16 protein-coding genes and 5 tRNA genes are annotated in these 18,147 nt (G+C 74.1%); 12 read left to right on the forward strand and 9 right to left on the reverse strand.

Annotated features, from left to right (window positions below; genetic code table 11):
- The first annotated feature begins 190 nt into the window (after nt 1-190).
- The 3 genes from cobT to ACFYY6_RS13120 all read left to right on the forward strand — a co-directional run bounded on the left by cobT (nt 191) and on the right by ACFYY6_RS13120 (nt 6,336).
- Nucleotides 191-3,958: a nicotinate-nucleotide--dimethylbenzimidazole phosphoribosyltransferase gene (gene cobT / locus ACFYY6_RS13110; protein WP_389193066.1), complete on the forward strand. Its 3,768-nt coding sequence runs from the start codon at nt 191-193 to the stop codon at nt 3,956-3,958.
- 197 nt (nt 3,959-4,155) lie between these two features.
- Nucleotides 4,156-5,418 (forward strand): uroporphyrinogen-III C-methyltransferase, encoded by a 1,263-nt coding sequence (gene cobA, locus ACFYY6_RS13115; protein ID WP_389193069.1) that lies wholly within the window; start codon nt 4,156-4,158, stop codon nt 5,416-5,418.
- Between the two features lie 99 nt (nt 5,419-5,517).
- Nucleotides 5,518-6,336: an RNA methyltransferase gene (locus tag ACFYY6_RS13120; protein WP_351525141.1), complete on the forward strand. Its 819-nt coding sequence runs from the start codon at nt 5,518-5,520 to the stop codon at nt 6,334-6,336.
- A 28-nt stretch (nt 6,337-6,364) separates the two neighbouring features.
- On the opposite strand, the gene ACFYY6_RS13125 is transcribed toward ACFYY6_RS13120, so the two are convergent.
- Entirely contained in the window at nt 6,365-7,735 is a 1,371-nt protein-coding gene (locus ACFYY6_RS13125; protein ID WP_351525140.1) for a serine/threonine-protein kinase, read from the reverse strand.
- Nucleotides 7,736-8,305: 570 nt separating this feature from the next.
- Here ACFYY6_RS13125 and ACFYY6_RS13130 point away from each other — a divergent pair.
- The 3 genes from ACFYY6_RS13130 (at nt 8,306) to ACFYY6_RS13140 (ending at nt 10,079) form a co-directional block, all read left to right on the forward strand.
- Nucleotides 8,306-8,515, forward strand: coding sequence for a hypothetical protein (locus ACFYY6_RS13130; RefSeq protein WP_351525139.1), 210 nt, complete (start codon nt 8,306-8,308; stop codon nt 8,513-8,515).
- A 249-nt stretch (nt 8,516-8,764) separates the two neighbouring features.
- Nucleotides 8,765-9,736, forward strand: a complete 972-nt coding sequence (locus ACFYY6_RS13135) for a phosphotransferase (RefSeq protein WP_388650074.1) — start codon at nt 8,765-8,767, stop codon at nt 9,734-9,736.
- A 70-nt stretch (nt 9,737-9,806) separates the two neighbouring features.
- A complete protein-coding gene (locus ACFYY6_RS13140) occupies nt 9,807-10,079 on the forward strand; it encodes a zf-TFIIB domain-containing protein (protein WP_351525137.1) in 273 nt (90 codons plus the stop codon).
- Nucleotides 10,080-10,246: 167 nt separating this feature from the next.
- Here the strand turns inward: ACFYY6_RS13140 and ACFYY6_RS13145 are convergent.
- The 5 genes from ACFYY6_RS13145 to ACFYY6_RS13165 form a co-directional block, all read right to left on the reverse strand.
- Nucleotides 10,247-10,321: transfer RNA gene (locus ACFYY6_RS13145), tRNA-Val, on the reverse strand.
- Nucleotides 10,322-10,344: 23 nt separating this feature from the next.
- Nucleotides 10,345-10,416, reverse strand: a tRNA-Val gene (locus tag ACFYY6_RS13150).
- Nucleotides 10,417-10,435: 19 nt separating this feature from the next.
- Nucleotides 10,436-10,507: transfer RNA gene (locus tag ACFYY6_RS13155), tRNA-Val, on the reverse strand.
- A 1-nt stretch (nt 10,508) separates the two neighbouring features.
- Nucleotides 10,509-10,582, reverse strand: a tRNA-Cys gene (locus tag ACFYY6_RS13160).
- Nucleotides 10,583-10,620: 38 nt separating this feature from the next.
- Nucleotides 10,621-10,693 (reverse strand) — tRNA-Gly (locus tag ACFYY6_RS13165).
- A 163-nt stretch (nt 10,694-10,856) separates the two neighbouring features.
- Here ACFYY6_RS13165 and ACFYY6_RS13170 point away from each other — a divergent pair.
- The 3 genes from ACFYY6_RS13170 (at nt 10,857) to ACFYY6_RS13180 (ending at nt 13,665) form a co-directional block, all read left to right on the forward strand.
- Nucleotides 10,857-11,906, forward strand: coding sequence for a chorismate-binding protein (locus ACFYY6_RS13170; RefSeq protein ID WP_388650260.1), 1,050 nt, complete (start codon nt 10,857-10,859; stop codon nt 11,904-11,906).
- The gene (locus ACFYY6_RS13175) at nt 11,906-12,727 is read left to right on the forward strand and encodes an aminodeoxychorismate lyase (protein ID WP_351629175.1); all 822 of its coding nucleotides are present in this window, start codon (nt 11,906-11,908) and stop codon (nt 12,725-12,727) included. Before ACFYY6_RS13170 ends, ACFYY6_RS13175 begins: the two co-directional genes overlap by 1 nt.
- 101 nt (nt 12,728-12,828) lie before the next feature.
- Nucleotides 12,829-13,665: a GNAT family N-acetyltransferase gene (locus ACFYY6_RS13180; protein ID WP_389193072.1), complete on the forward strand. Its 837-nt coding sequence runs from the start codon at nt 12,829-12,831 to the stop codon at nt 13,663-13,665.
- 277 nt (nt 13,666-13,942) lie between these two features.
- On the opposite strand, the gene ACFYY6_RS13185 is transcribed toward ACFYY6_RS13180, so the two are convergent.
- Nucleotides 13,943-14,467, reverse strand: coding sequence for a DsbA family protein (locus tag ACFYY6_RS13185; RefSeq protein WP_351517300.1), 525 nt, complete (start codon nt 14,465-14,467; stop codon nt 13,943-13,945).
- Between the two features lie 281 nt (nt 14,468-14,748).
- Here ACFYY6_RS13185 and ACFYY6_RS13190 point away from each other — a divergent pair, with 281 nt between their 5' ends.
- The 3 genes from ACFYY6_RS13190 (at nt 14,749) to ACFYY6_RS13200 (ending at nt 16,777) form a co-directional block, all read left to right on the forward strand.
- Nucleotides 14,749-15,204, forward strand: a complete 456-nt coding sequence (locus ACFYY6_RS13190) for a hypothetical protein (protein WP_351517315.1) — start codon at nt 14,749-14,751, stop codon at nt 15,202-15,204.
- Between the two features lie 149 nt (nt 15,205-15,353).
- On the forward strand, nt 15,354-16,376 hold the full coding sequence (locus ACFYY6_RS13195; RefSeq protein WP_351629205.1) for a LacI family DNA-binding transcriptional regulator: 1,023 nt from the start codon (nt 15,354-15,356) through the stop codon (nt 16,374-16,376).
- Between the two features lie 245 nt (nt 16,377-16,621).
- Entirely contained in the window at nt 16,622-16,777 is a 156-nt protein-coding gene (locus tag ACFYY6_RS13200) for a hypothetical protein (RefSeq protein ID WP_199883293.1), read from the forward strand.
- Nucleotides 16,778-16,781: 4 nt separating this feature from the next.
- Here the strand turns inward: ACFYY6_RS13200 and ACFYY6_RS13205 are convergent, their stop codons facing one another.
- Both ACFYY6_RS13205 and ACFYY6_RS13210 read right to left on the reverse strand, forming a co-directional pair.
- Complete coding sequence (locus ACFYY6_RS13205; RefSeq protein ID WP_351517298.1) at nt 16,782-17,354, reverse strand: CGNR zinc finger domain-containing protein; 573 nt, start codon at nt 17,352-17,354, stop codon at nt 16,782-16,784.
- A 360-nt stretch (nt 17,355-17,714) separates the two neighbouring features.
- Nucleotides 17,715-18,128 (reverse strand): SsgA family sporulation/cell division regulator, encoded by a 414-nt coding sequence (locus ACFYY6_RS13210; RefSeq protein ID WP_003959770.1) that lies wholly within the window; start codon nt 18,126-18,128, stop codon nt 17,715-17,717.
- Nucleotides 18,129-18,147 lie beyond the last annotated feature (19 nt).

The following is an 18,147-nucleotide window of genomic DNA, read 5'->3' on the forward strand; positions in this document are numbered from 1 at the left end:
CGCAGTCCACAGCGGGCCGTGGCGAAATGAGCTGCCGCGGTGGCGAACGACCGGGAGAATGCGGTATGTCCGCGACTCTCTCGTGCCGCGCGGCGCGCCCGCTCGTTCTCATCGACGAGCATCGGCGCGGCGTGGTCGGGCGTCCCGGACGAAGGGCCGAACTAGCACTGACGATGGGCGAGGGGTACGCATGAGTGACACCGGCCAGATCCCGGCTGAGGGACTGCCGGAGAACGCAGGCACGGTGGAGCAGCCGGGTGTCGCCGCCCCGGCCGACTACGCCTACCTCGCCCCCTCCGACTACGTGCCCGAGGACGACGACCTCCTTCTCATGCCCAGCCCCCAGGGCGCCTGGAGCGACCCGCAGCCGGTTCCGGCCCCCGATCAGTACCCCGGTGCCGCCGCCGCGCACGCCTCCGTGCCCGCGCAGGGCGGCCAGGCGGCGCAGGCGGTGCACGTCCAGGCGTCCGACGAGTCGTCCGCGCGACCGCAGGGGTCCGCGCCGGTTCAGGAACCCGCCCGGGCGCAGCAGCCCGTCCAGGCGCCGGTGCCGGTACCCGCCCAGGTACCGGACGTGTACGCCGGGCAGCAGGCGACGGCCGAGCCGTTGCCCGGTACGCACGCGCAGGGGGCCGGTGGCCAGGACTCCGGTGCCGCCGACTCCGGGGGCGCCCGCATCCCCGCGCCCACCCCGCCCCCCGGGGCGACGCCCCAGCCCAAGGCCGCGCCGCGTCGGCCGCTGCACCGCGGTCCCGTCGCGGCAGACGGACCGTCCTACGGCGGGGCGCCGACCGGCGGCGTGGTCCGTTCGCTCGCCGACCGCGGCCCGGCAGGCGCACCCCAGCCCCAGGCCCAGCCTCAGCCCCAGGTACAGCCCGCGACCGTCGCGCCACAGGCCGGACTGCCCACCGGTGGGCCCGAATACCTCCGGACGCCGGGCGACGCGTCGGTGCTGCCCGGCCCGCAGCTGGGCCAGATCCTGCCGCAGGGCGGCAGCCCGTGGTCGGCCCCGACGCCTCAGGCGCCTCAGCAGGCCGCTGCCCCGGTGACGGCGCAGGCCGTCGCTCCGGAGGCGCCGGGCGGGGAGTCCGTGGCCCCGGAGGCCGTCGTGCCGGAAGCGGTGGCTCCTGCAGCGGCCCCTGAAGCGCCGGTCGCGGAAGCGGCTGCCGCAGAGGCCGCTGCTCCGGAAGAGGTGGCCCCGGCGGCCGCTGCCGAGCCGGCCGTGGAACCGGTCGCCGAGCCCGCCGTGGAACCGGTGCCCGTGGCGGCACTCCCGGAGCAGGCCGTCGCGCCGGAGGCCGTGAGCGCCCCGGAACCCGCGAACGTTCCGGTGGCCGAGGCGACCGCGGACCCGGCCGGGGCACCGGTCGACGCCCCCGTCGAAGAACCGGTGGACGCCGCGCCGGTCGACGACGCGGTCGCCGGTGCGCCGGATGCGGAAACCGTCGCGCCGACGGAGGCCGAGGCGCCGTCGGACACGGCGCCGGAACCCGTGACCGAGTCGCCCGAGCCCGAGCCCGTGGCCGATGCGGCCGAGTCCGTCGCCGTAGCGGAGCACGCGGAGGCCGGGCCCGCCGCCGAGGCCGTCGAAGGCGCCGCACCCGTCGAGGTCCCGGTACCGGCGGACCAGGCCCCGGCTGCCGTCGCCGAGGAGACGGTCGCGGCGGAGCCCGAGGACGCGGCGATCGCCGTCGAGCCGGTCCCGGCCGAGGCCGTGGAGGCCGCGACCCCCGAGGACGCGGCCGCCCCCGAAGCCACGCAGGTTCCCGAAACACCCCAGGCACCCCGGCCCGCACAGGCTCCCGAGACCCCCCAGGCGATCGAGAACGCCGTGCCGGCCGAGGACGCCCCCGCGCAGGCCGCCGAGCAGAGCCCTGAGCAGGGCCCCGAGCCGTCCGTCGCACCGGTGTCCGTCCCGGTGGCCGAGCCTCTCGCCGAGGCGCCGTCGGCCGACGTCGCCGAGCCCGGAGCGGGCCAGGAGGCCCCCGAGACAGCCGCGGAGGCCGCCGAGGCGGGCCCGGAGGCCGTCGCGGCCCCGGACGGTTCGACGCCCGCGGAGACCGCCCCTGCGCAGGCCGACCCGGCCGCCGGGCCACAGCCGGCACCGGAGGGCCGCACCGGGCCCCCGGCCGCGCCGCAGGCTCCCGTGCAGGAGACACCGGCCCCCGTGCAGGAGGCGGAGGCCCCCGAGGCGCCGGCGCCCGACGGGACGGGGGCCCCCGCCACCCCGCCCGCCCCCGGGTACGACGACGCCGAGCGCGAGGCCGTGCTCCGCGTCATGCGCGAGCGCCGCGACATCCGCAACGGCTTCCGCAGCGACCCGATCCCGAACGAGGTGCTGCTGCGCGTCCTCGAAGCCGCGCACACCGCGCCCAGCGTCGGCCACTCGCAGCCCTGGGACTTCGTCGTCATCCGCTCGGCGGAGACCCGCCGTTCCATGCACGAACTGGCACAGCGTCAGCGCGACGCCTACGCCAAGTCGTTGCCCAAGGGCCGGGCCAAGCAGTTCAAGGAACTCAAGATCGAGGCCATCCTCGACACCCCGGTCAACATCGTCGTCACCGCCGACCCCACCCGCGGCGGCCGGCACACCCTCGGACGGCACACCCAGCCGCAGATGGCCCCGTACTCGTCGGCGCTCGCCGTCGAGAACCTGTGGCTCGCCGCCCGGGCCGAGGGCCTCGGCGTCGGGTGGGTCAGCTTCTTCGACGAGCGCGAGATGGTCCGTGCGCTGGGCCTGCCCGAGCACCTGGAAGTCGTCGCGTATCTGTGCGTCGGATACGTCGACGAGTTCCCCGAGGAGCCCGAGCTGATGCAGGCGGGATGGTCCAAGCGCCGTCCGCTGTCCTGGGTGGTCCACGAGGAGACGTACGGCCGCCGCGCCCTGCCCGGCGAGGAACCGCACGACCTGCTCCAGGAGACCGTCTCCAACATCCGCCCGCTGGACGCCAAGGCGCTCGGCGAGGCGTGGGAGCGCCAGAAGCGGATGACCAAGCCCGCCGGCGCGCTCGGCATGCTGGAGATCATCTCCGCGCAGTTGTCGGGACTCTCCCGGGTGTGCCCGCCGCCGGTCCCGGAGCCCGCGGCCGTCGCGATCTTCGCGGGCGACCACGGGGTGCACGCCCAGGGCGTCACCGCGTGGCCGCAGGAGGTCACCGGCCAGATGGTCGCCAACTTCCTCGGCGGGGGCGCGGTCTGCAACGCGTTCGCGGCGCAGGTCGGTGCCGAGGTCTGCGTGGTCGACGTCGGCGTGGCCATGGACCTGCCCGCGACGCCCGGTCTCCTCCCGCGCAAGGTGCGCGCCGGAACGGCCGACTTCACGACCGGCCCCGCCCTCACCCGCGAAGAGGTCCTCGCCGCCGTCGAGGTCGGCATCGAGACCGCCCGCGATCTGGTGGCGGCGGGCAACAAGGGCCTGCTGATCGGTGAGATGGGCATCGCCAACACCACCGCGTCGGCCGCGCTGATCTGCGTGTACACGGGCCTGGACCCGGCCGAGGTGACCGGCCGGGGCACCGGGATCAACGACGAGATGCACGCCCGCAAGGTCGACGTCGTCCGCCGCGCGCTGGAGCTCCACCAGCCCGACCCGGCCGACCCGATCGGCGTCCTGGCCGCGGTCGGCGGACTCGAACACGCGGCGATGGCCGGCTTCCTGCTGGGCGGCGCCTCGCTCCGCACGCCCGTCATCCTCGACGGCGTCAGCGCGGGGGCCGCGGCGCTGGTCGCCCGGGCGATCGCCCCCGAGGCCCTCGCCGCCTGCATCGCGGGCCACCGCAGCGCCGAGCCCGGCCACGTCGCCGCGCTCAACAAGCTGGGGCTGCGTCCGCTCGTCGACCTCGACCTCCGCCTCGGCGAGGGCACGGGCGCGCTGCTGGCGCTGCCGATCGTGCAGAGCGCGGCCCGTGCGATGCACGAGGTGGCGACGTTCGACGCGGCAGGCGTCACGGAGAAGTAGTGCGGTGGGCCTCCCCGGGTGCCGGGGAGGCCCACCGGTTCGTGCCGGGGCTCCCGCCGTGCCACTCGGCCCGCGCCCGCCGCGTATCGTGGACCCACCCGCGAACCCCGCATCACCTCGCATCACCCCACGTCACAGCCGCTCCACCGCCGCAGCGGCCGTCGCACTCCGACCCCGCACGAGGAGCCCGCACCGCCATGGCCGAGCACGCAGACCGCGCCGATCACCCCGCGTACCCCGTCGGACTGCGGCTCGGCGGGCGCCGCGTCGTCGTGGTCGGCGGGGGCCAGGTCGCCCAGCGCCGCCTTCCCGCGCTCATCGCGGCGGGCGCCGACATCGTCCTCGTCTCGCCGACCGCGACCCCGTCCGTCGAGGCCATGGCGGACGCCGGGGAGATCCGCTGGGAGCGCCGCCGGTACGCCGACGGGGACCTGGCCGAGGCCTGGTACGCCCTGATCGCCTCCGACGACACCGCGGCCAATGACGCCGCCTCCGCCGAGGCCGAACGCCACCGCGTCTGGTGCGTCCGCAGCGACGACGCCGATGCCGCCACCGCCTGGACCCCCGCCACCGGCCGAGGCGAGGGCGTCACCGTCGCCGTGCTCACCACCGACACCCACGGCCGCGACCCGCGCCACTCCGCCGCCGTCCGCGACGCCATCGTCGAGGGACTGCGCGACGGCAGCATCGCCGCGCCCCGCCACCGCACCCGCACGCCCGGCGTCGCCCTGGTCGGCGGCGGTCCCGGCGACCCCGATCTGATCACGGTGCGCGGACGCCGGCTCCTCGCCGAGGCGGACGTCGTCATCGCCGACCGCCTCGGCCCGCGCGACCTGCTCGACGAACTCCCCCCGCACGTCGAGGTGATCGACGCCGCGAAGATCCCGTACGGCCGCTTCATGGCCCAGGACGCGATCAACCAGGCGCTCATCGAGCACGCCAAGGCCGGCAAGGCCGTCGTACGGCTCAAGGGCGGCGACCCCTTCGTCTTCGGCCGCGGCATGGAGGAGGCACTGGCGCTGGCCGCCGAGGGCATCGCCTGCACGGTCGTCCCCGGCATCTCCAGCTCCATCTCCGTGCCCGGCGCGGCGGGAATCCCCGTCACCCACCGGGGCGTCGCCCACGAGTTCACCGTCGTGAGCGGCCACGTCGCCCCCGACGACGCGCGCTCACTGGTCGACTGGCAGGCCCTCGCCAGGCTGCGCGGCACGCTCATGCTGCTGATGGCCGTCGACAAGATCGGCGCCATCGCCCGTACCCTCATCGCCCACGGCAAGGCCCCCGGGACCCCTGTCGCCCTGATCCAGGAGGGCACCACCGCAGCCCAGCGCCGGGTCGACGCGACGCTCGCGACCGTCGCCGAACGCGCCGCCGCCGAGGACGTACGCCCCCCGGCCGTCATCGTCGTCGGTGATGTCGTGACGGTCGGCACGGACACCGCGCCGCCCCGCGCCGAATGACCGGCACCCGCACCTCCCGCCCCGCACAGAGTAACCGGCGGTAACGGAACTTCCGTCAAGCCGTTGGCACCACACACCGGACAAGGCAGTATCGAACCCGTGGCTGACCTCATCACCGTCGACGACCCCGACGACCCCCGCCTGCGCGACTACACCGGACTCACCGACGTCGAGCTCCGGCGCAGACGGGAGCCCGCCGAGGGCCTCTTCATCGCCGAGGGCGAGAAGGTGATCCGACGCGCCCGGCACGCCGGGTACGAGATGCGGTCCATGCTGCTCTCCGCGAAGTGGATCGACCTGATGCGCGACGTCATCGACGAGGTCCCCGCCCCGGTGTACGCGGTCAGCCCCGAACTCGCCGAACGGGTCACCGGCTACCACGTCCACCGCGGCGCCCTCGCCTCGATGCAGCGCAAGCCGCTGCCGGACGCCGCGGAACTGCTGACGAAGGCCCGCCGGGTGGCCGTCATGGAAGCCGTCAACGACCACACCAACATCGGGGCGATCTTCCGCAGCGCCGCCGCCCTCGGCATGGACGCCGTCCTGCTCTCCCCGGACTGCGCCGACCCGCTCTACCGGCGCTCCGTCAAGGTGTCGATGGGCGCGGTCTTCTCCGTGCCGTACGCCCGTCTCGACACCTGGCCCAAGGGCCTGGAGACGGTACGGGAGGCCGGCTTCGAACTCCTCGCGCTGACCCCGGACGAGAAGGCCGACAGCATCGACCGGGCGGCCCCGCACCGGATGGACAAGGTGGCGTTGATGCTCGGCGCCGAGGGCGAGGGACTGTCCACCCGGGCCCTCGTCGCCGCCGACCGATGGGTCCGCATTCCCATGGCGCACGGCATCGACTCGCTGAACGTGGGAGCGGCCGCCGCCGTCGCGTTCTACGCCGTGGCCTCGGGCCGCCCGCAGTCCTGAGCGGCCGTCGGAGTCTCCGCGGCCGGCCCTAACGGAGCTCCGGGCCCCGGATTCCGCTCGCGTCCGCGTCGGTCTTCCCGGTCCCGCTCCCGTCGTGCCGCTGCGGTTCGACCCGGGTGCGTTCCGTGCCCAGCCCCCGGGCCGGACCCTGGCAGCCCTGCGCCACCGCGATGCCCAGTGCCACCAGCAGCGTCACCACGACGAAGACGACGAGGCGCTGGCGCAGCAGCCGCGGGTTGGCGGGGCGACGGCCCGTCGAGGTCGTGCGGGTCCCGGGCCGGGTGCCCGGGCGACCGTTCGTCCCGTGCGTGCTCTGCGGGCGCCTGCCGGACCGGGTGGTGTCACGCACCTGCTGCGGCCGCCGAGGCCGCGAACCGCCCGTGCGCGGCGCCCCGGGACGCGACGGCGCCACCTGCCGACCGCTCTGCGGCTGCCGCTGCTGCTGTTGTTGCCGGCGGGGCGCCGGGGGAGCCGTCCGCCGGGTCCGCTGCTCGGTGTACGGGCCCCCGGTGCGGCCCGTCGGCCGGTCCAGCTCCCGTGCCGAACGCTGCACCGGAGGGCGGCTCTCGTGCAGCCCCTGTGCCTCCCGCGCCGCGATCTCCTTGAGCCGCATGGAGAGTTGGAGCGTGCTCGGGCGTTCCTGAGGGTCCTTCGCCAGGCAGGCGCTCACCAGTGGCGCCAGCGCGTCGTGCACGTCGTACAACTGCGGTTCCTCGTGCACCACGCGGTACAGCATCACCTCGGAACTGCCGTGTCCGAAGGGCGAGTCCGCCGTCGCCGCGTACGCCAGCGTGGCACCGAGCGAGAACACGTCCGTCGCGGGTGTCACGGCAGCGCCGCGCACCTGCTCGGGAGCGAGGAATCCGGGCGACCCGACGGCCGTGCCGACGTGCGTGAGCGTGGAGGCCCCGGTCGCCCAGGCGATCCCGAAGTCGATGATCCGGGGGCCCTTGGGGGAGAGGAGGATGTTCGACGGCTTCAGGTCGCGGTGGACGACCCCCGCCTCGTGCACCGCCACCAGCCCCTCGGAGAGCGCCGCCCCGATCGAGGCCACCTCGGCCGCCGACAGCGGGCCCTCCTCGGCCACCTTGTCGTGGAGCGAGGGCCCGGGCACGTACTGCGTGGCGAACCACGGGCGGTCCGCGTCCAGATCGGCGGCCACCAGCCGTGCCGTGCAGCCCCCGCGGATCCGCCGCGCGGCGGACACCTCGCGGGCGAACCGCGAACGGAACTCCTGGTCCTCCGCCAGATCCGGCCGGATCACCTTGAGCGCCACCCGCTGTCCCCGCCGGTCCGAACCGAGGTAGACGACACCCATCCCGCCCGCGCCGAGCCGCCGGTGCAACCTGAACGAGCCGACGACACGCGGGTCCTCGCGCCGGAGCCGCATCATCGCCATTTTCTGCCCATCCCCGCTGCCTGGTACGCCTGACGAGCACAGCTTACGTACCCGGCGCCCAGGGCGCTCAGAGGCCGCGCCCTCGCCCGCCGATCGTTTACCGGCGCATGGCACGGTCCATGACGGCGTGTGGGCGCGCTCCGGTTCCCGCGAGGTGCGGAACGGAGCATCAAGAGATATGCCCGGACGCGGTGTTGACGCCGGGGCCGCGGCCCGGACGGGCCGGCCCCGCATCCCGAGCCCGTTGTGCGAGGGGCAACGGGGACCGTGCGCCGCACCTGCGGCCCGCCGCTCCCGGGGCGCGACGCGTGAGTGACGTCACGCCCGCGGGGCCGGTCACCGGGACCCGCCGGTTCGTCCCGCGGACGATCCCCCGGGGACCGGGCGGCCGATCTCCACCCAGGGGAGTACGACGACCGGCCGCGGCTCCTCCTCCGGGATGCCCGGCATTCGGTACGCGGGCATGACGCCGTCCCGCTCCCGCGTCCCTAGTGTGGAGATCAAGCGGTGGGCGGTACTCGTCCCCCGAGGTCACTCGCCCGCCGCCCCACATCGGTCAGGAGAGGAAACATGGCGGACACGGCAACGCGGACCATGATCCGTGCGCGGGGAAGCAGGCTCCATGCCTCCTTCCGCCGTCGCTCGTCGTCCGGCCACCGCCACCCGCTGGTGGCGACGGCGATGGTTCTTCCCCTGGCGGCCCTGCTCGTGGTCGTCTTCGGCGGCTGGGAAGCGGTGGTCACACAGGCGTCGTCCGTGGCCGTGATGCTGGGGCGCTGAGCGGCGCCCCGGGTCCGGAAGAGCGGTCCGGACCGGGACATCGGGCCAACAACCCCGTGGGGACGGGGGTGCGGCGGACGGCAGCGTTTGTCCGGTCAGCTGGGGAGCTGACCGGGCATCGCGCTGCCCTGGTCCTTCTCCGGCCGCGTACGCTCGTCGCCGGGCACGGTGCGACGGACCGGCCCGCATCCGTCCACCTCCGGGCCGCGCGCGGACCGGCCCGCGTCCGTCCGACCCCCGGGGGAGACCGTGACCACCGCAGTCGTACGGGCGCTGGGCGCCCTCGCCCACCGGGCCGCCCATCCGCCGACCGGGACCGCCTGCGCCTGCCCGCCGCCGGAGACGCTCGCGGACCGGGCGGACGGAACGGTGGTCCGCAGCGGACCCGTCGTGGCCAAGGCCCACGCCCCCGGCACGCCCGTCCCCGACCTGCTGACCCGTATCGCCCTCGCGGACCACCCCCGGCTGACCGGCATCCTGCTCGCCCCGCTGCGGCCCCGGCCCGACGAAGCGTCCGCGGTTCTCCACGGCCGCCCCGTCACCCTGTGGCCGTACGGCGAGCCCGTCGCCCCGGACGATCCCGGTGCGGCCCCCTGGGGGGAGGCGGCCGCGCTGCTGGCCGCGCTGCACCGCACTCCGCCCCCTCCTTCCCTCGCCCTCCCGCCCATGCGGGGACCTGCCAAGGCTGCGCTCGCCGTCGCCCGGATGCGTGCCGCCCGGCCCGACGACCCGGCGACCGCCCCCGTACTCGCGGCCTGGCAGCGCCTGCCCGCCTGGGCCCGCGGCGAGGCCCCGCCGCCCGCGCACCGTGCGCGCTTCCTCTGCCACGGCGATCTGCACCTCGGACAACTCGTCCGCCACCCCGCGCCGCACGGCCCCTGGACGCTCATCGACATCGACGACGCCGGACTCGGCGATCCCGCCTGGGACCTCGCCCGCCCCGCCGCCTGGTACGCGGCCGGGCTGCTGCCGCCCGACGTCTGGCTGCGGTTCCTCGACGCCTACCGGGCGGCGGGTGGACTCGCCGTACCCGCCGGGGGCGACCCCTGGCCCGAACTGGACGTCCCGGCCCGGGCCCTGACCGTGCAGACCGCCGCGCTGGCGTACGCCAAGTCCGCGGCGGAGGGCCGGGCTCCGGACGAGGTGGAGCGGGCGATGATCGACGCCTGTGTCCGAATAGCCTCCCTCCCGCCCGAGTTGACGGCCGGACGCACGTCGTAGGCTGAACCGACCGTCGGCGGTACGCCGTCCGGCGGCGGCCACCCGACGGCGAGGAGTTGAGAGTCGAATCATGCAGTGTCCCAAGTGCCACGCACCCATGCACACCTACAACCGCAACGGCATACAGATCGAACAGTGCAGCGGCTGCCGGGGGATCTTCCTCGACTACGGCGAGCTGGAGACCCTGACCCGCATCGAGGCGCAGTGGACGCAGCAGGCCCCGCCCGCGCCGCCCGCCCCCCAGGCGTACCCGGCCGCGCAGGCCCCCGCCTGGGGCGCGCCGCAGCACCACGGCGGTCACTACCGTCACAAGAGCTTCGGCCGCATGCTCTTCTCGTCCTGATCCCCGCCCTGCGGGGACGGACACCGGCCGACGGATCACCGCGGGCCCGGACACACCCGTCCGGGCCCGCGGCGAGGCCCGCCCGCCGTCCACGGGCGTGACGCGGAGACCGCGGCGCGCCGCGGAAACGGGAAAACCCCCGGTCGCCGAGACGACCGGGGGTTTCGTGGTGCGCGATACTGGGATTGAACCAGTGACCTCTTCCGTGTCAGGGAAGCGCTCTCCCGCTGAGCTAATCGCGCAGGGTGAACCCGCGTGTACTGCGTGCGCGATACTGGGATTGAACCAGTGACCTCTTCCGTGTCAGGGAAGCGCTCTCCCGCTGAGCTAATCGCGCGGAGATCCTTGCGGACCAGTGGACGATACTGGGATTGAACCAGTGACCTCTTCCGTGTCAGGGAAGCGCTCTCCCGCTGAGCTAATCGTCCTTGGAGGTGGAGACGGGATTTGAACCCGTGTAGACGGCTTTGCAGGCCGTTGCCTCGCCTCTCGGCCACTCCACCACGAGTGAGGGTTCGGGCAGATCCCCCACCTTCATGCGAGCGGACGACCAGGTTCGAACTGGCGACCTCAACCTTGGCAAGGTTGCGCTCTACCAACTGAGCTACGTCCGCTTGTCTTTCCCGGTCCGCTTCCGCGTCCCGGCGACGTGTTGAACTCTAGCGGATTCCCGGGCCAGTACAAAAACGCGTTTGTGCAGCGTGCTGGCGCGCGTCCGCCACGGAAGCCCTCCGGGTGCGCCGTTCTAGACTCGACGACGTGCACGACCTCGCTCCCATGGCCCGCTTCGGCGGTCTCGTCGCGTCCGGCCTGCGGGACGTGACCAGTGATCCCGCGGCCCTCGAATCGTCCGGCTTCTGGGCCGTTTCCGCCGACTTCGAGGGCCGCCTCGTCTGCGCGCGCTTCGACACCGTGCGCAGGGAAGAGGTGCCCGCGCCGGTGCGCGGGGCCTGGCACGGACCCGCCGCCGACGCCTGGACCTCGTCCCTGGACCGTGCCGCGTACATGGAGGGCGTACGCCGGATCCGTGCGTACATAGCGGCGGGCGAGGTCTACCAGGCCAACCTCTGCCGGGTGCTGACCGCGGCACTGCCCGACCCGGCGGCGGACGTGGACGCGCTCACCGCGCTCCTGGCGCGCGGCAACCCCGCCCCCCACGCCGGAACGATCCGGTTGCCCGCGCACGGCGTGGAGATCGCCACCGCGTCCCCCGAGCTCTTCCTCAGCCGGGACGGGCGCACCGTGGAGTCGGGACCCATCAAGGGGACCGGGCGGACCGAGGACGACCTCCTGGACAAGGACCACGCCGAGAACGTGATGATCGTTGACCTGGTCCGCAACGACCTCGGCCGGATCTGCGCCACCGGATCGGTCACGGTCCCCGACCTGTGCGTGGTGGAGAAGCATCCGGGCCTCGTCCACCTGGTCTCCACCGTGCAGGGAGAGCTGGCCGAGGGAGCCGGGTGGCCCGGACTCCTCGCAGCCGCCTTCCCGCCCGGTTCCGTCACCGGGGCGCCCAAATCCAGCGCACTGCGCATCATCGAGGAGCTGGAGACCGCGCCGCGCGGCCCCTACTGCGGCGGCATCGGCTGGGTCGACGCCGACCGCCGCACGGCCTCCCTGGCCGTTGGCATACGGACCTTCTGGATCGACCGGACGCGGAGCGCGCCGGTCCTCCGGTTCGGCACCGGGGCCGGCATCACCTGGGGCTCGGACCCCGGGCGCGAGTGGGACGAGACCGAACTCAAGGCGTCGCGGCTGCTCGCCGTGGCGTCGGGCGCGTACGAAGCGACTGACGAACACGAACCGACTGGAGGAATCGCGTGATGAGGATGTGGGTCGACGGCGCACTGAGGGACGCCGACGAGGCCCGGGTGTCCGTGTTCGACCATGGACTGACCGTGGGCGACGGCGTCTTCGAGACGGTCAGGGCCGTCGACGGCAGGCCCTTCGCCCTCACCCGTCACCTCGACCGGCTGGCCCGCTCGGCCCGGGGGCTCGGCCTGGCCGAGCCCGACCTCGACGAGGTGCGTCGAGCCTGCGCCGCCGTCCTCGACGCCAACCCGATGCCGCTGGGCCGGCTGCGCATCACGTACACCGGTGGGGTCTCGCCGCTCGGCTCCGACCGCGGCGACGCCGGTCCGGGCCTCTTCGTCGCCCTGGGCGAGGCGACCCGCCGCCCCGACAGCACCGCCGTGATCACCGTTCCCTGGACGCGCAACGAGCGCGGCGCGCTGGTCGGGCTCAAGACCACGTCGTACGCCGAGAACGTCGTGGCGCTCGCCCGTGCCCACGAGCACGGCGCCTCGGAGGCTCTCTTCGCCAACACCGCCGGACGGCTCTGCGAGGGGACCGGGTCCAACGTCTTCGTCGTGCTCGACGGGCAGCTGCACACCCCGCCGGTCGCCTCCGGCTGTCTCGCCGGAATCACCCGCGCGCTGGCCGTCGAGTGGACGGGGGCCCAGGAGACCGACCTGCCGTTCGACGTCCTGGAGCGGGCGGAGGAGATCTTCCTGACCTCCACCCTGCGCGACGTGCAGGCCGTTCACCGGGTGGACGGCCGGGAGCTGCCCGGCGCTCCCGGACCGGCGACCGCGAAGGCCATGCGGATCTTCGACGAGCGGGCCGGGAACGACCTCGACCCGTAGACGTGTTCACCCGCGGTTCCGCGGACCGTGGTGCCGGGTCCGCGGAACCGAATCCGTGAAACGGGGTGACGAGCCGGGCGCCGGCGGATAGAACAACACCGATGACCACCACCATCCGGCCGACCGGGCCGATTCGGGAAGGCACCGACGGTGCGAGGAACCGCGCGTACGACGTGTGCGACAACGGACGGCCCGTGGGGACCGTCGAGATCGGTACGGATCCGGCGTTCGGCACGACAGCCGGTGTGCTGCGCTCCCTGAGCATCGCCGAGCCGACGCGGCGGCGCGGGCGCGGCACCATCGCCGCGCTCGCCGCCGAGGAGGTGCTGCGCGCCTGGGGCTGCACCCGGGTGTCCGCCGAGGTGCCTGCGGGCAACGAGGCGGCGGCACGACTGGCGGCCGCCCTCGGCTACACCGAGCGCGGCCGCAACATGACCAAGCACCTCGGCCCGACGGCGCCGCCGCTCCCCGAGGACGTCGCCGCCCGGCCGATGACGGCCGAGGAGTTCGCGCACTGGCAGGAGACGGCCGTCGAGGTGTACGCGCGGTCCTGGACCGAGCGGGGCGTCCCGGCCGAGCAGGCGATGCGCAAGTCCCGGTCCGACCACGCCCGCGATCTGCCGGACGGCCTGCGCACCGCGGGCGCGCACTTCCACGTCCTCGTCCACGACGGCGTGGTCGTCGGGTACGTCTGGGTGACGGTGCAGGGGACCGGCCGGGACGGACCGGCCGGGTACGTCTTCGACGTCGGGGTGGGGGAGGAGCATCGGGGCCACGGCTTCGGGCGCGCCCTGATGCTGCGGGCGGAGCACATCACCCTGGACGCGGGCGCCCGCAGCCTCGGGCTGCACGTCTTCGCCGCCAACACACCGGCCCTGCGGCTGTACGAGTCGCTCGGCTACCGCACCACGCGCCGCCACCTGACCAAGCCCCTCTAGGAGTGTCGTCGAGGTGGCGTCGTTCGGCCGGAGGCCGTGCCGTGCGGTGTCCGGTGCCTCCCCGAGTTCTCGGCTCCGCTCGAACAGGGGAGACCCCCATGGATCGCAAGACGGAGGATCGTCCTGGTACCGGACGTACCAGGACGGGTCCGACAGCGCCGCGAGCGTGTGGGCCGGGCGTCGCACGGCAGGCAGCACTCCGACGACACGGCCTGGGCCCCGGGCGCCCCTCTCGGCACCGGTCCGTTCTCGGGCGGAGGCCGCGCGGTGCGGCGGGTCAGCCCCGCTCGGTGCCTTCGGCGAGCAGCCGGTCGGCGATCTCCTCGATCCGCTCGCGCAGCCCGTCCTGGCTCTTGCCGCCGTCCAGCCGCTCGCCGCCGATCACGTACGTCGGGGTCCCGGTGACCCCGATCGCCTTGCCCTCGGCCTGATCGGCGTCGACGATCAGCATGTGACGCCCGTCGATCAGCGCGGTGTCCATCTCCTCGGCGTCCAGGCCGAGTTCGCGCGCCACCTCGATCAGCAGCGGCTCACCGGAGCGGTCCAGGTCGCCGCAACGGGCGAGGACCGCCTCGACGTACGACCGGCCCCGGCCCTGGGCCGCGGCCTCCTCGGCGGCCTGCGCGGCGGCGTAGGCGTGCTTGTGCTTGTCCAGGGGGAAGTGCCGCAGCCGCACCTCCAGCCGGTCTCCGTACCGGGCCCGCAGGGCCTGCACGTCGGAGAGGGCGCGGTGGCAGTCGGGGCACTGGAGTTCGCACCAGACGTCGAGGACGAGAGGGGCCGCGGGGGTCGAATCGCTCATGCGGCCAGTCTCGCAGGGCACGCCGCGACGGCCCAATCGGCTCCGGGGTCGCCGGAGCCGTACCGGGAACCGCCGGTACGGCGGACCGGTGGCACCGAGGCGGCGGATCCGGCGGCGTGCTCCCCGGGGCGTGCCGGGATCGGCACCTGGGGAGGATCCCGGCCCTGAGATCTCCCTGAAGTGATCCGGGACCGTGGCCGCCCGGCCGTCGGCCGGTGCAGGATGGAAGGGACGTTTCTCCCGTGGGGCGTCAGACGTTCCGCTCGTACCTGGAGGCTCCGATGCTTGCCGAGACCATCTGCTCCGCGGCGTCCGCGGCGGGCCTGGGCATCGCCGCCGTCACCGCGTACCGGAAGCGTTTCCTCGCCGCGACCCGGATCGCCGCCTACTCACTGGTGCCGATCGGCCTGGTCCTGACCGGCGTCGTGGAGTGGGTCGCCGGGATCGCCTTCAAGCCGAGCGTGTGGCTCGGCTTCGGGCTGCTCGCCGTGGCCTGGGTGCTGTTCATGACGACCCGCGCCGTCGAACGCCGGGGGTCCGGCACCCGCAAGGAACGCAGGGCGGCCGAACGGGCGGCGCGCGGCGGTGCCGTCGCCCCCGCCGCGTCGGCGCCCTCGCTCGGCGCCCCGGGGGCCCGCACGCAGCCGGTTCCGGGTACGAGGACCAGGCAGTCGTCCGCGTCCCCCGACGACGACTTCAGCGACATCGAGGCCATTCTGAAGAAGCACGGCATCTGATCGGTGCGCCGCCCCGCCCTCCACCCGGTGGGGCGGCGCGGGTCCGGCCGACGGGCTCGCCGCAGCGAGGCGGAGCCCGCGCGATGGCTCCGTACGATGGGGCGACGCCGCGCACCGGCGCGGCGGAGGGCATCAGTGGGGCAGGGCGAGTGGCGCGCGTGGCAGGGATCAAGGATGTGGCCCGTCAGGCCGGGGTCTCCGTGGGCACCGTGTCCAATGTGATCAACCGGCCCGAGGCGGTGTCGCCGGAGACCCGGGCCAGGGTACTGGCCGCCATCGAGGAGCTCGGCTACGTGCGCAGCGAGTCGGCCCGTCAGCTGAGGGCCGGCCGCAGCCGGATCGTGGCGCTGCTCGTTCTCGACATGGGCAACCCGTTCTTCGTCGACGTGGCTCGGGGTGCCGAACGCGCCGCCCGGGACGCCGGGCTCGGCGTGATGGTCTGCAACAGCGATCAGAGCCCGTCGGAGGAGGCCGAGTACCTGGGCCTCTTCGCCGAGCAGCGGGTGTGCGGGGTGCTGGTCACCCCGGCCGACGCGACCGGTCGCAACCTGGAGGCGTTCCGCCGCCACGGGATCCCGTACGTCCTGGTGGACCGGGTGGCGTCCGGTGCGGACGTGTGCGCGGTCTCCGTCGACGACGTGCGCGGCGGGGCCCTGGCCGTCGGCCACCTGCTCTCCTCCGGGCACCGCTCGGTGGCCTACGTCAGCGGTCCCGACGACCTGCAGCAGATCAGGGACCGGCGTGAGGGCGCGCTGTCGGCGCTCGCCGACGCGGGACTGCCGCCCGAGGCCCTCGTCGAGATTCCCTGCGACCGGCTTGACGTGGCGGCGGGCCGGGACGCCGGGGCCCGGCTCCTCGGCCTGGCGCCTCGGCCCACCGCGGTGTTCTGTGCCAACGACCTGCTCGCCCTCGGTGTGCTGCAGGCGCTGTACGCGGCGGGGGTGCGGGTGCCGCGCGACGTCGCCCTCGTCGGCTACGACGACATCGAGTTCGCCGCCGCCGCTGCCGTACCGCTCACCTCGGTCCGCAGGCCCGCGGCCGTGATGGGCCGGATGGCCGCGGAACTGCTGCTGGAGGAGGCCGACGACGCCGGCGGTACGCACGAGCACCGCAGCGTGGTGCTCCGGCCGGAACTCGTGGTGCGCGCCTCCAGTACGCCGCCGGCGAGCTGACCGGGCCGGCCCCGGACGCTCCGCCGCGGTCGGACGCCCATTCCACGTACGCCAATTCGGTTCGAAGTGGGCGAAGTTGGGAGATGCCGACGTCAACACTGGTCCATGCAAGGTCATCGGGCCGAATGGCTGGCGGATGATCGGACGGAGAAGCGAACGCACGTGTCCCTGAAGCGGGTGAACTCCCCTTCGAGGAAGGCAGGTTGGCCTGAGCAGGCTCCGAGGTGCGTCATGATCGTTCCGAGATGGTCGACACTTCCCGGGGCGATGTCCCCGCAAGCCCTGCCGAAGAGCCGCGTGGTTGCCTCTTCGCGCTGTCCCAGCCCCCTTTGATGATCTTCCTCGGGGTGATCGGCAGCCTGCTGCTGATGGCCGCGTTGCATGATCTGTTCATGCTGTGAGGGGTCAGCCGGCTGCTTCCTTGCGGCGCGCCCGGTATGCGGCCACGTGCAGACGGTTACCGCAGGTGCGGCTCGAGCAGTAGCGGCGTGAGCGGTTGCGGGAGAGGTCCACGAAGGCGTGCCGGCAGTCCGGAGCCTCGCAGCGGCGCAGCCGCTCCTGCTCGCCCGCCACCACGATGAAGGCCAGCGCCATGCCGCAGTCGGCCGCGAGGTGGTCGGCGATCGAGGCGTCCGGCGCGAAGTAGTGCACGTGCCAGTCGTAGCCGTCGTGGTTGCTGAGCTGCGGTGTGGTGCCGGCGGCGGCCACGAGGCCGTTCACGAGCGTGGCGGCGGTCTGCGCGTCGTCCGTCGCGAAGATCGTGGCGAAGCGCGTCCGCACGTCCCGTACGGCTCGCAGGTCCTTCTCGTGCAGCTCGCCCACGCCGCTGATGCGATGGCGGCGCGCGAAGTCGTAGAGCGCCGCGACGTCGGGGAGGCCGTCGGCCTGCCCGCCCTCCGGCCGCCCGCTCGCCGGTGCGGTGTTCAGCAGATCGACCACCGTGTCGAGGGCGATCCGGGTGTCGTGGGGGATCAGCACGCTTTCGCTCCCTGGCCTCCGGCGGGCGGCGCCCGCAGTCGATGCCGGCTGACTCTACTGGCTCGGTGCCGCCGCCCAGAGGGCCCAGAGGGCCCGTGAACGGCCCGACGAGCGCATACCGGCCACGTCCGGGCGCCGTCGGGCGGTGAGTGCTCGTCCGGGCCCGGGGCGGGCCCGCTGCGGCCGGGAAGGGCGGGACGGTGCCGGGCGACGGTGGAGGGAAGTGTGCTCCGGAGGGGCGTGCGCCGACGCCGTCACCACGGTGGATTCCGTGATGACGGCGTCGGCGTCACCCTGTGTGGTTTTCCGCGCGGCGCCGTCTCCCCGAGTCGGACGGCGCCGTGCAGCTCTCGGCCTGGCTCAGCTCTCGGCCAGGATGTGTGAGAGCTCCGTGTCGAGGTCGAAGTGACGATGCTCGGTGCCGGGCGGAACCGCGGCGTCGGTCCTCTTCAGGAACGACTCCAGGGCCCGTGCCGGGGCCTCGAGCAGGGCTTCGCCCTCCGGGGAGCTCAGTGCGATGCAGACGACCCCCTGGCCGTGACTACGGGATGGCCAGACGCGGACGTCTCCGGTGCCGGTGGGCCGGTGCAGCCCTTCGGCGAGGAGGTCACGGGCAAAAACCCATTCGACCGTTTCCTCCGCTCCGGTGTGGAAGGTGGCGTGCACGGCATAAGGATCGGCCGTGTCATACCGCAGGCCCGCAGGTACAGGCAGTGATGACTCGCTCGACACAACGAGGCGCAGGTGCAGCTCGCAGCTGACCGTGGTGTTCATAAGCGCCAGGGCCTTTCGC

It is taken from the genome of Streptomyces sp. NPDC001750, assembly GCF_042892615.1.
Classification (GTDB): domain Bacteria; phylum Actinomycetota; class Actinomycetes; order Streptomycetales; family Streptomycetaceae; genus Streptomyces.

Bases quoted from the DNA above. Each gene is read 5' to 3' on its own strand.
- cobT (WP_389193066.1), top strand. From the start codon at position 191: ATGAGTGACACCGGCCAGATCCCGGCTGAGGGACTGCCGGAGAACGCA.
- cobA (WP_389193069.1), top strand. From the start codon at position 4,156: ATGGCCGAGCACGCAGACCGCGCCGATCACCCCGCGTACCCCGTCGGA.
- ACFYY6_RS13125 (WP_351525140.1), bottom strand. From the start codon at position 7,735: ATGGCGATGATGCGGCTCCGGCGCGAGGACCCGCGTGTCGTCGGCTCG.
- ACFYY6_RS13130 (WP_351525139.1), top strand. From the start codon at position 8,306: ATGGCGGACACGGCAACGCGGACCATGATCCGTGCGCGGGGAAGCAGG.
- ACFYY6_RS13140 (WP_351525137.1), top strand. From the start codon at position 9,807: ATGCAGTGTCCCAAGTGCCACGCACCCATGCACACCTACAACCGCAAC.
- ACFYY6_RS13170 (WP_388650260.1), top strand. From the start codon at position 10,857: ATGGCCCGCTTCGGCGGTCTCGTCGCGTCCGGCCTGCGGGACGTGACC.
- ACFYY6_RS13175 (WP_351629175.1), top strand. From the start codon at position 11,906: ATGAGGATGTGGGTCGACGGCGCACTGAGGGACGCCGACGAGGCCCGG.
- ACFYY6_RS13180 (WP_389193072.1), top strand. From the start codon at position 12,829: ATGACCACCACCATCCGGCCGACCGGGCCGATTCGGGAAGGCACCGAC.
- ACFYY6_RS13185 (WP_351517300.1), bottom strand. From the start codon at position 14,467: ATGAGCGATTCGACCCCCGCGGCCCCTCTCGTCCTCGACGTCTGGTGC.
- ACFYY6_RS13190 (WP_351517315.1), top strand. From the start codon at position 14,749: ATGCTTGCCGAGACCATCTGCTCCGCGGCGTCCGCGGCGGGCCTGGGC.
- ACFYY6_RS13200 (WP_199883293.1), top strand. From the start codon at position 16,622: ATGGTCGACACTTCCCGGGGCGATGTCCCCGCAAGCCCTGCCGAAGAG.
- ACFYY6_RS13210 (WP_003959770.1), bottom strand. From the start codon at position 18,128: ATGAACACCACGGTCAGCTGCGAGCTGCACCTGCGCCTCGTTGTGTCG.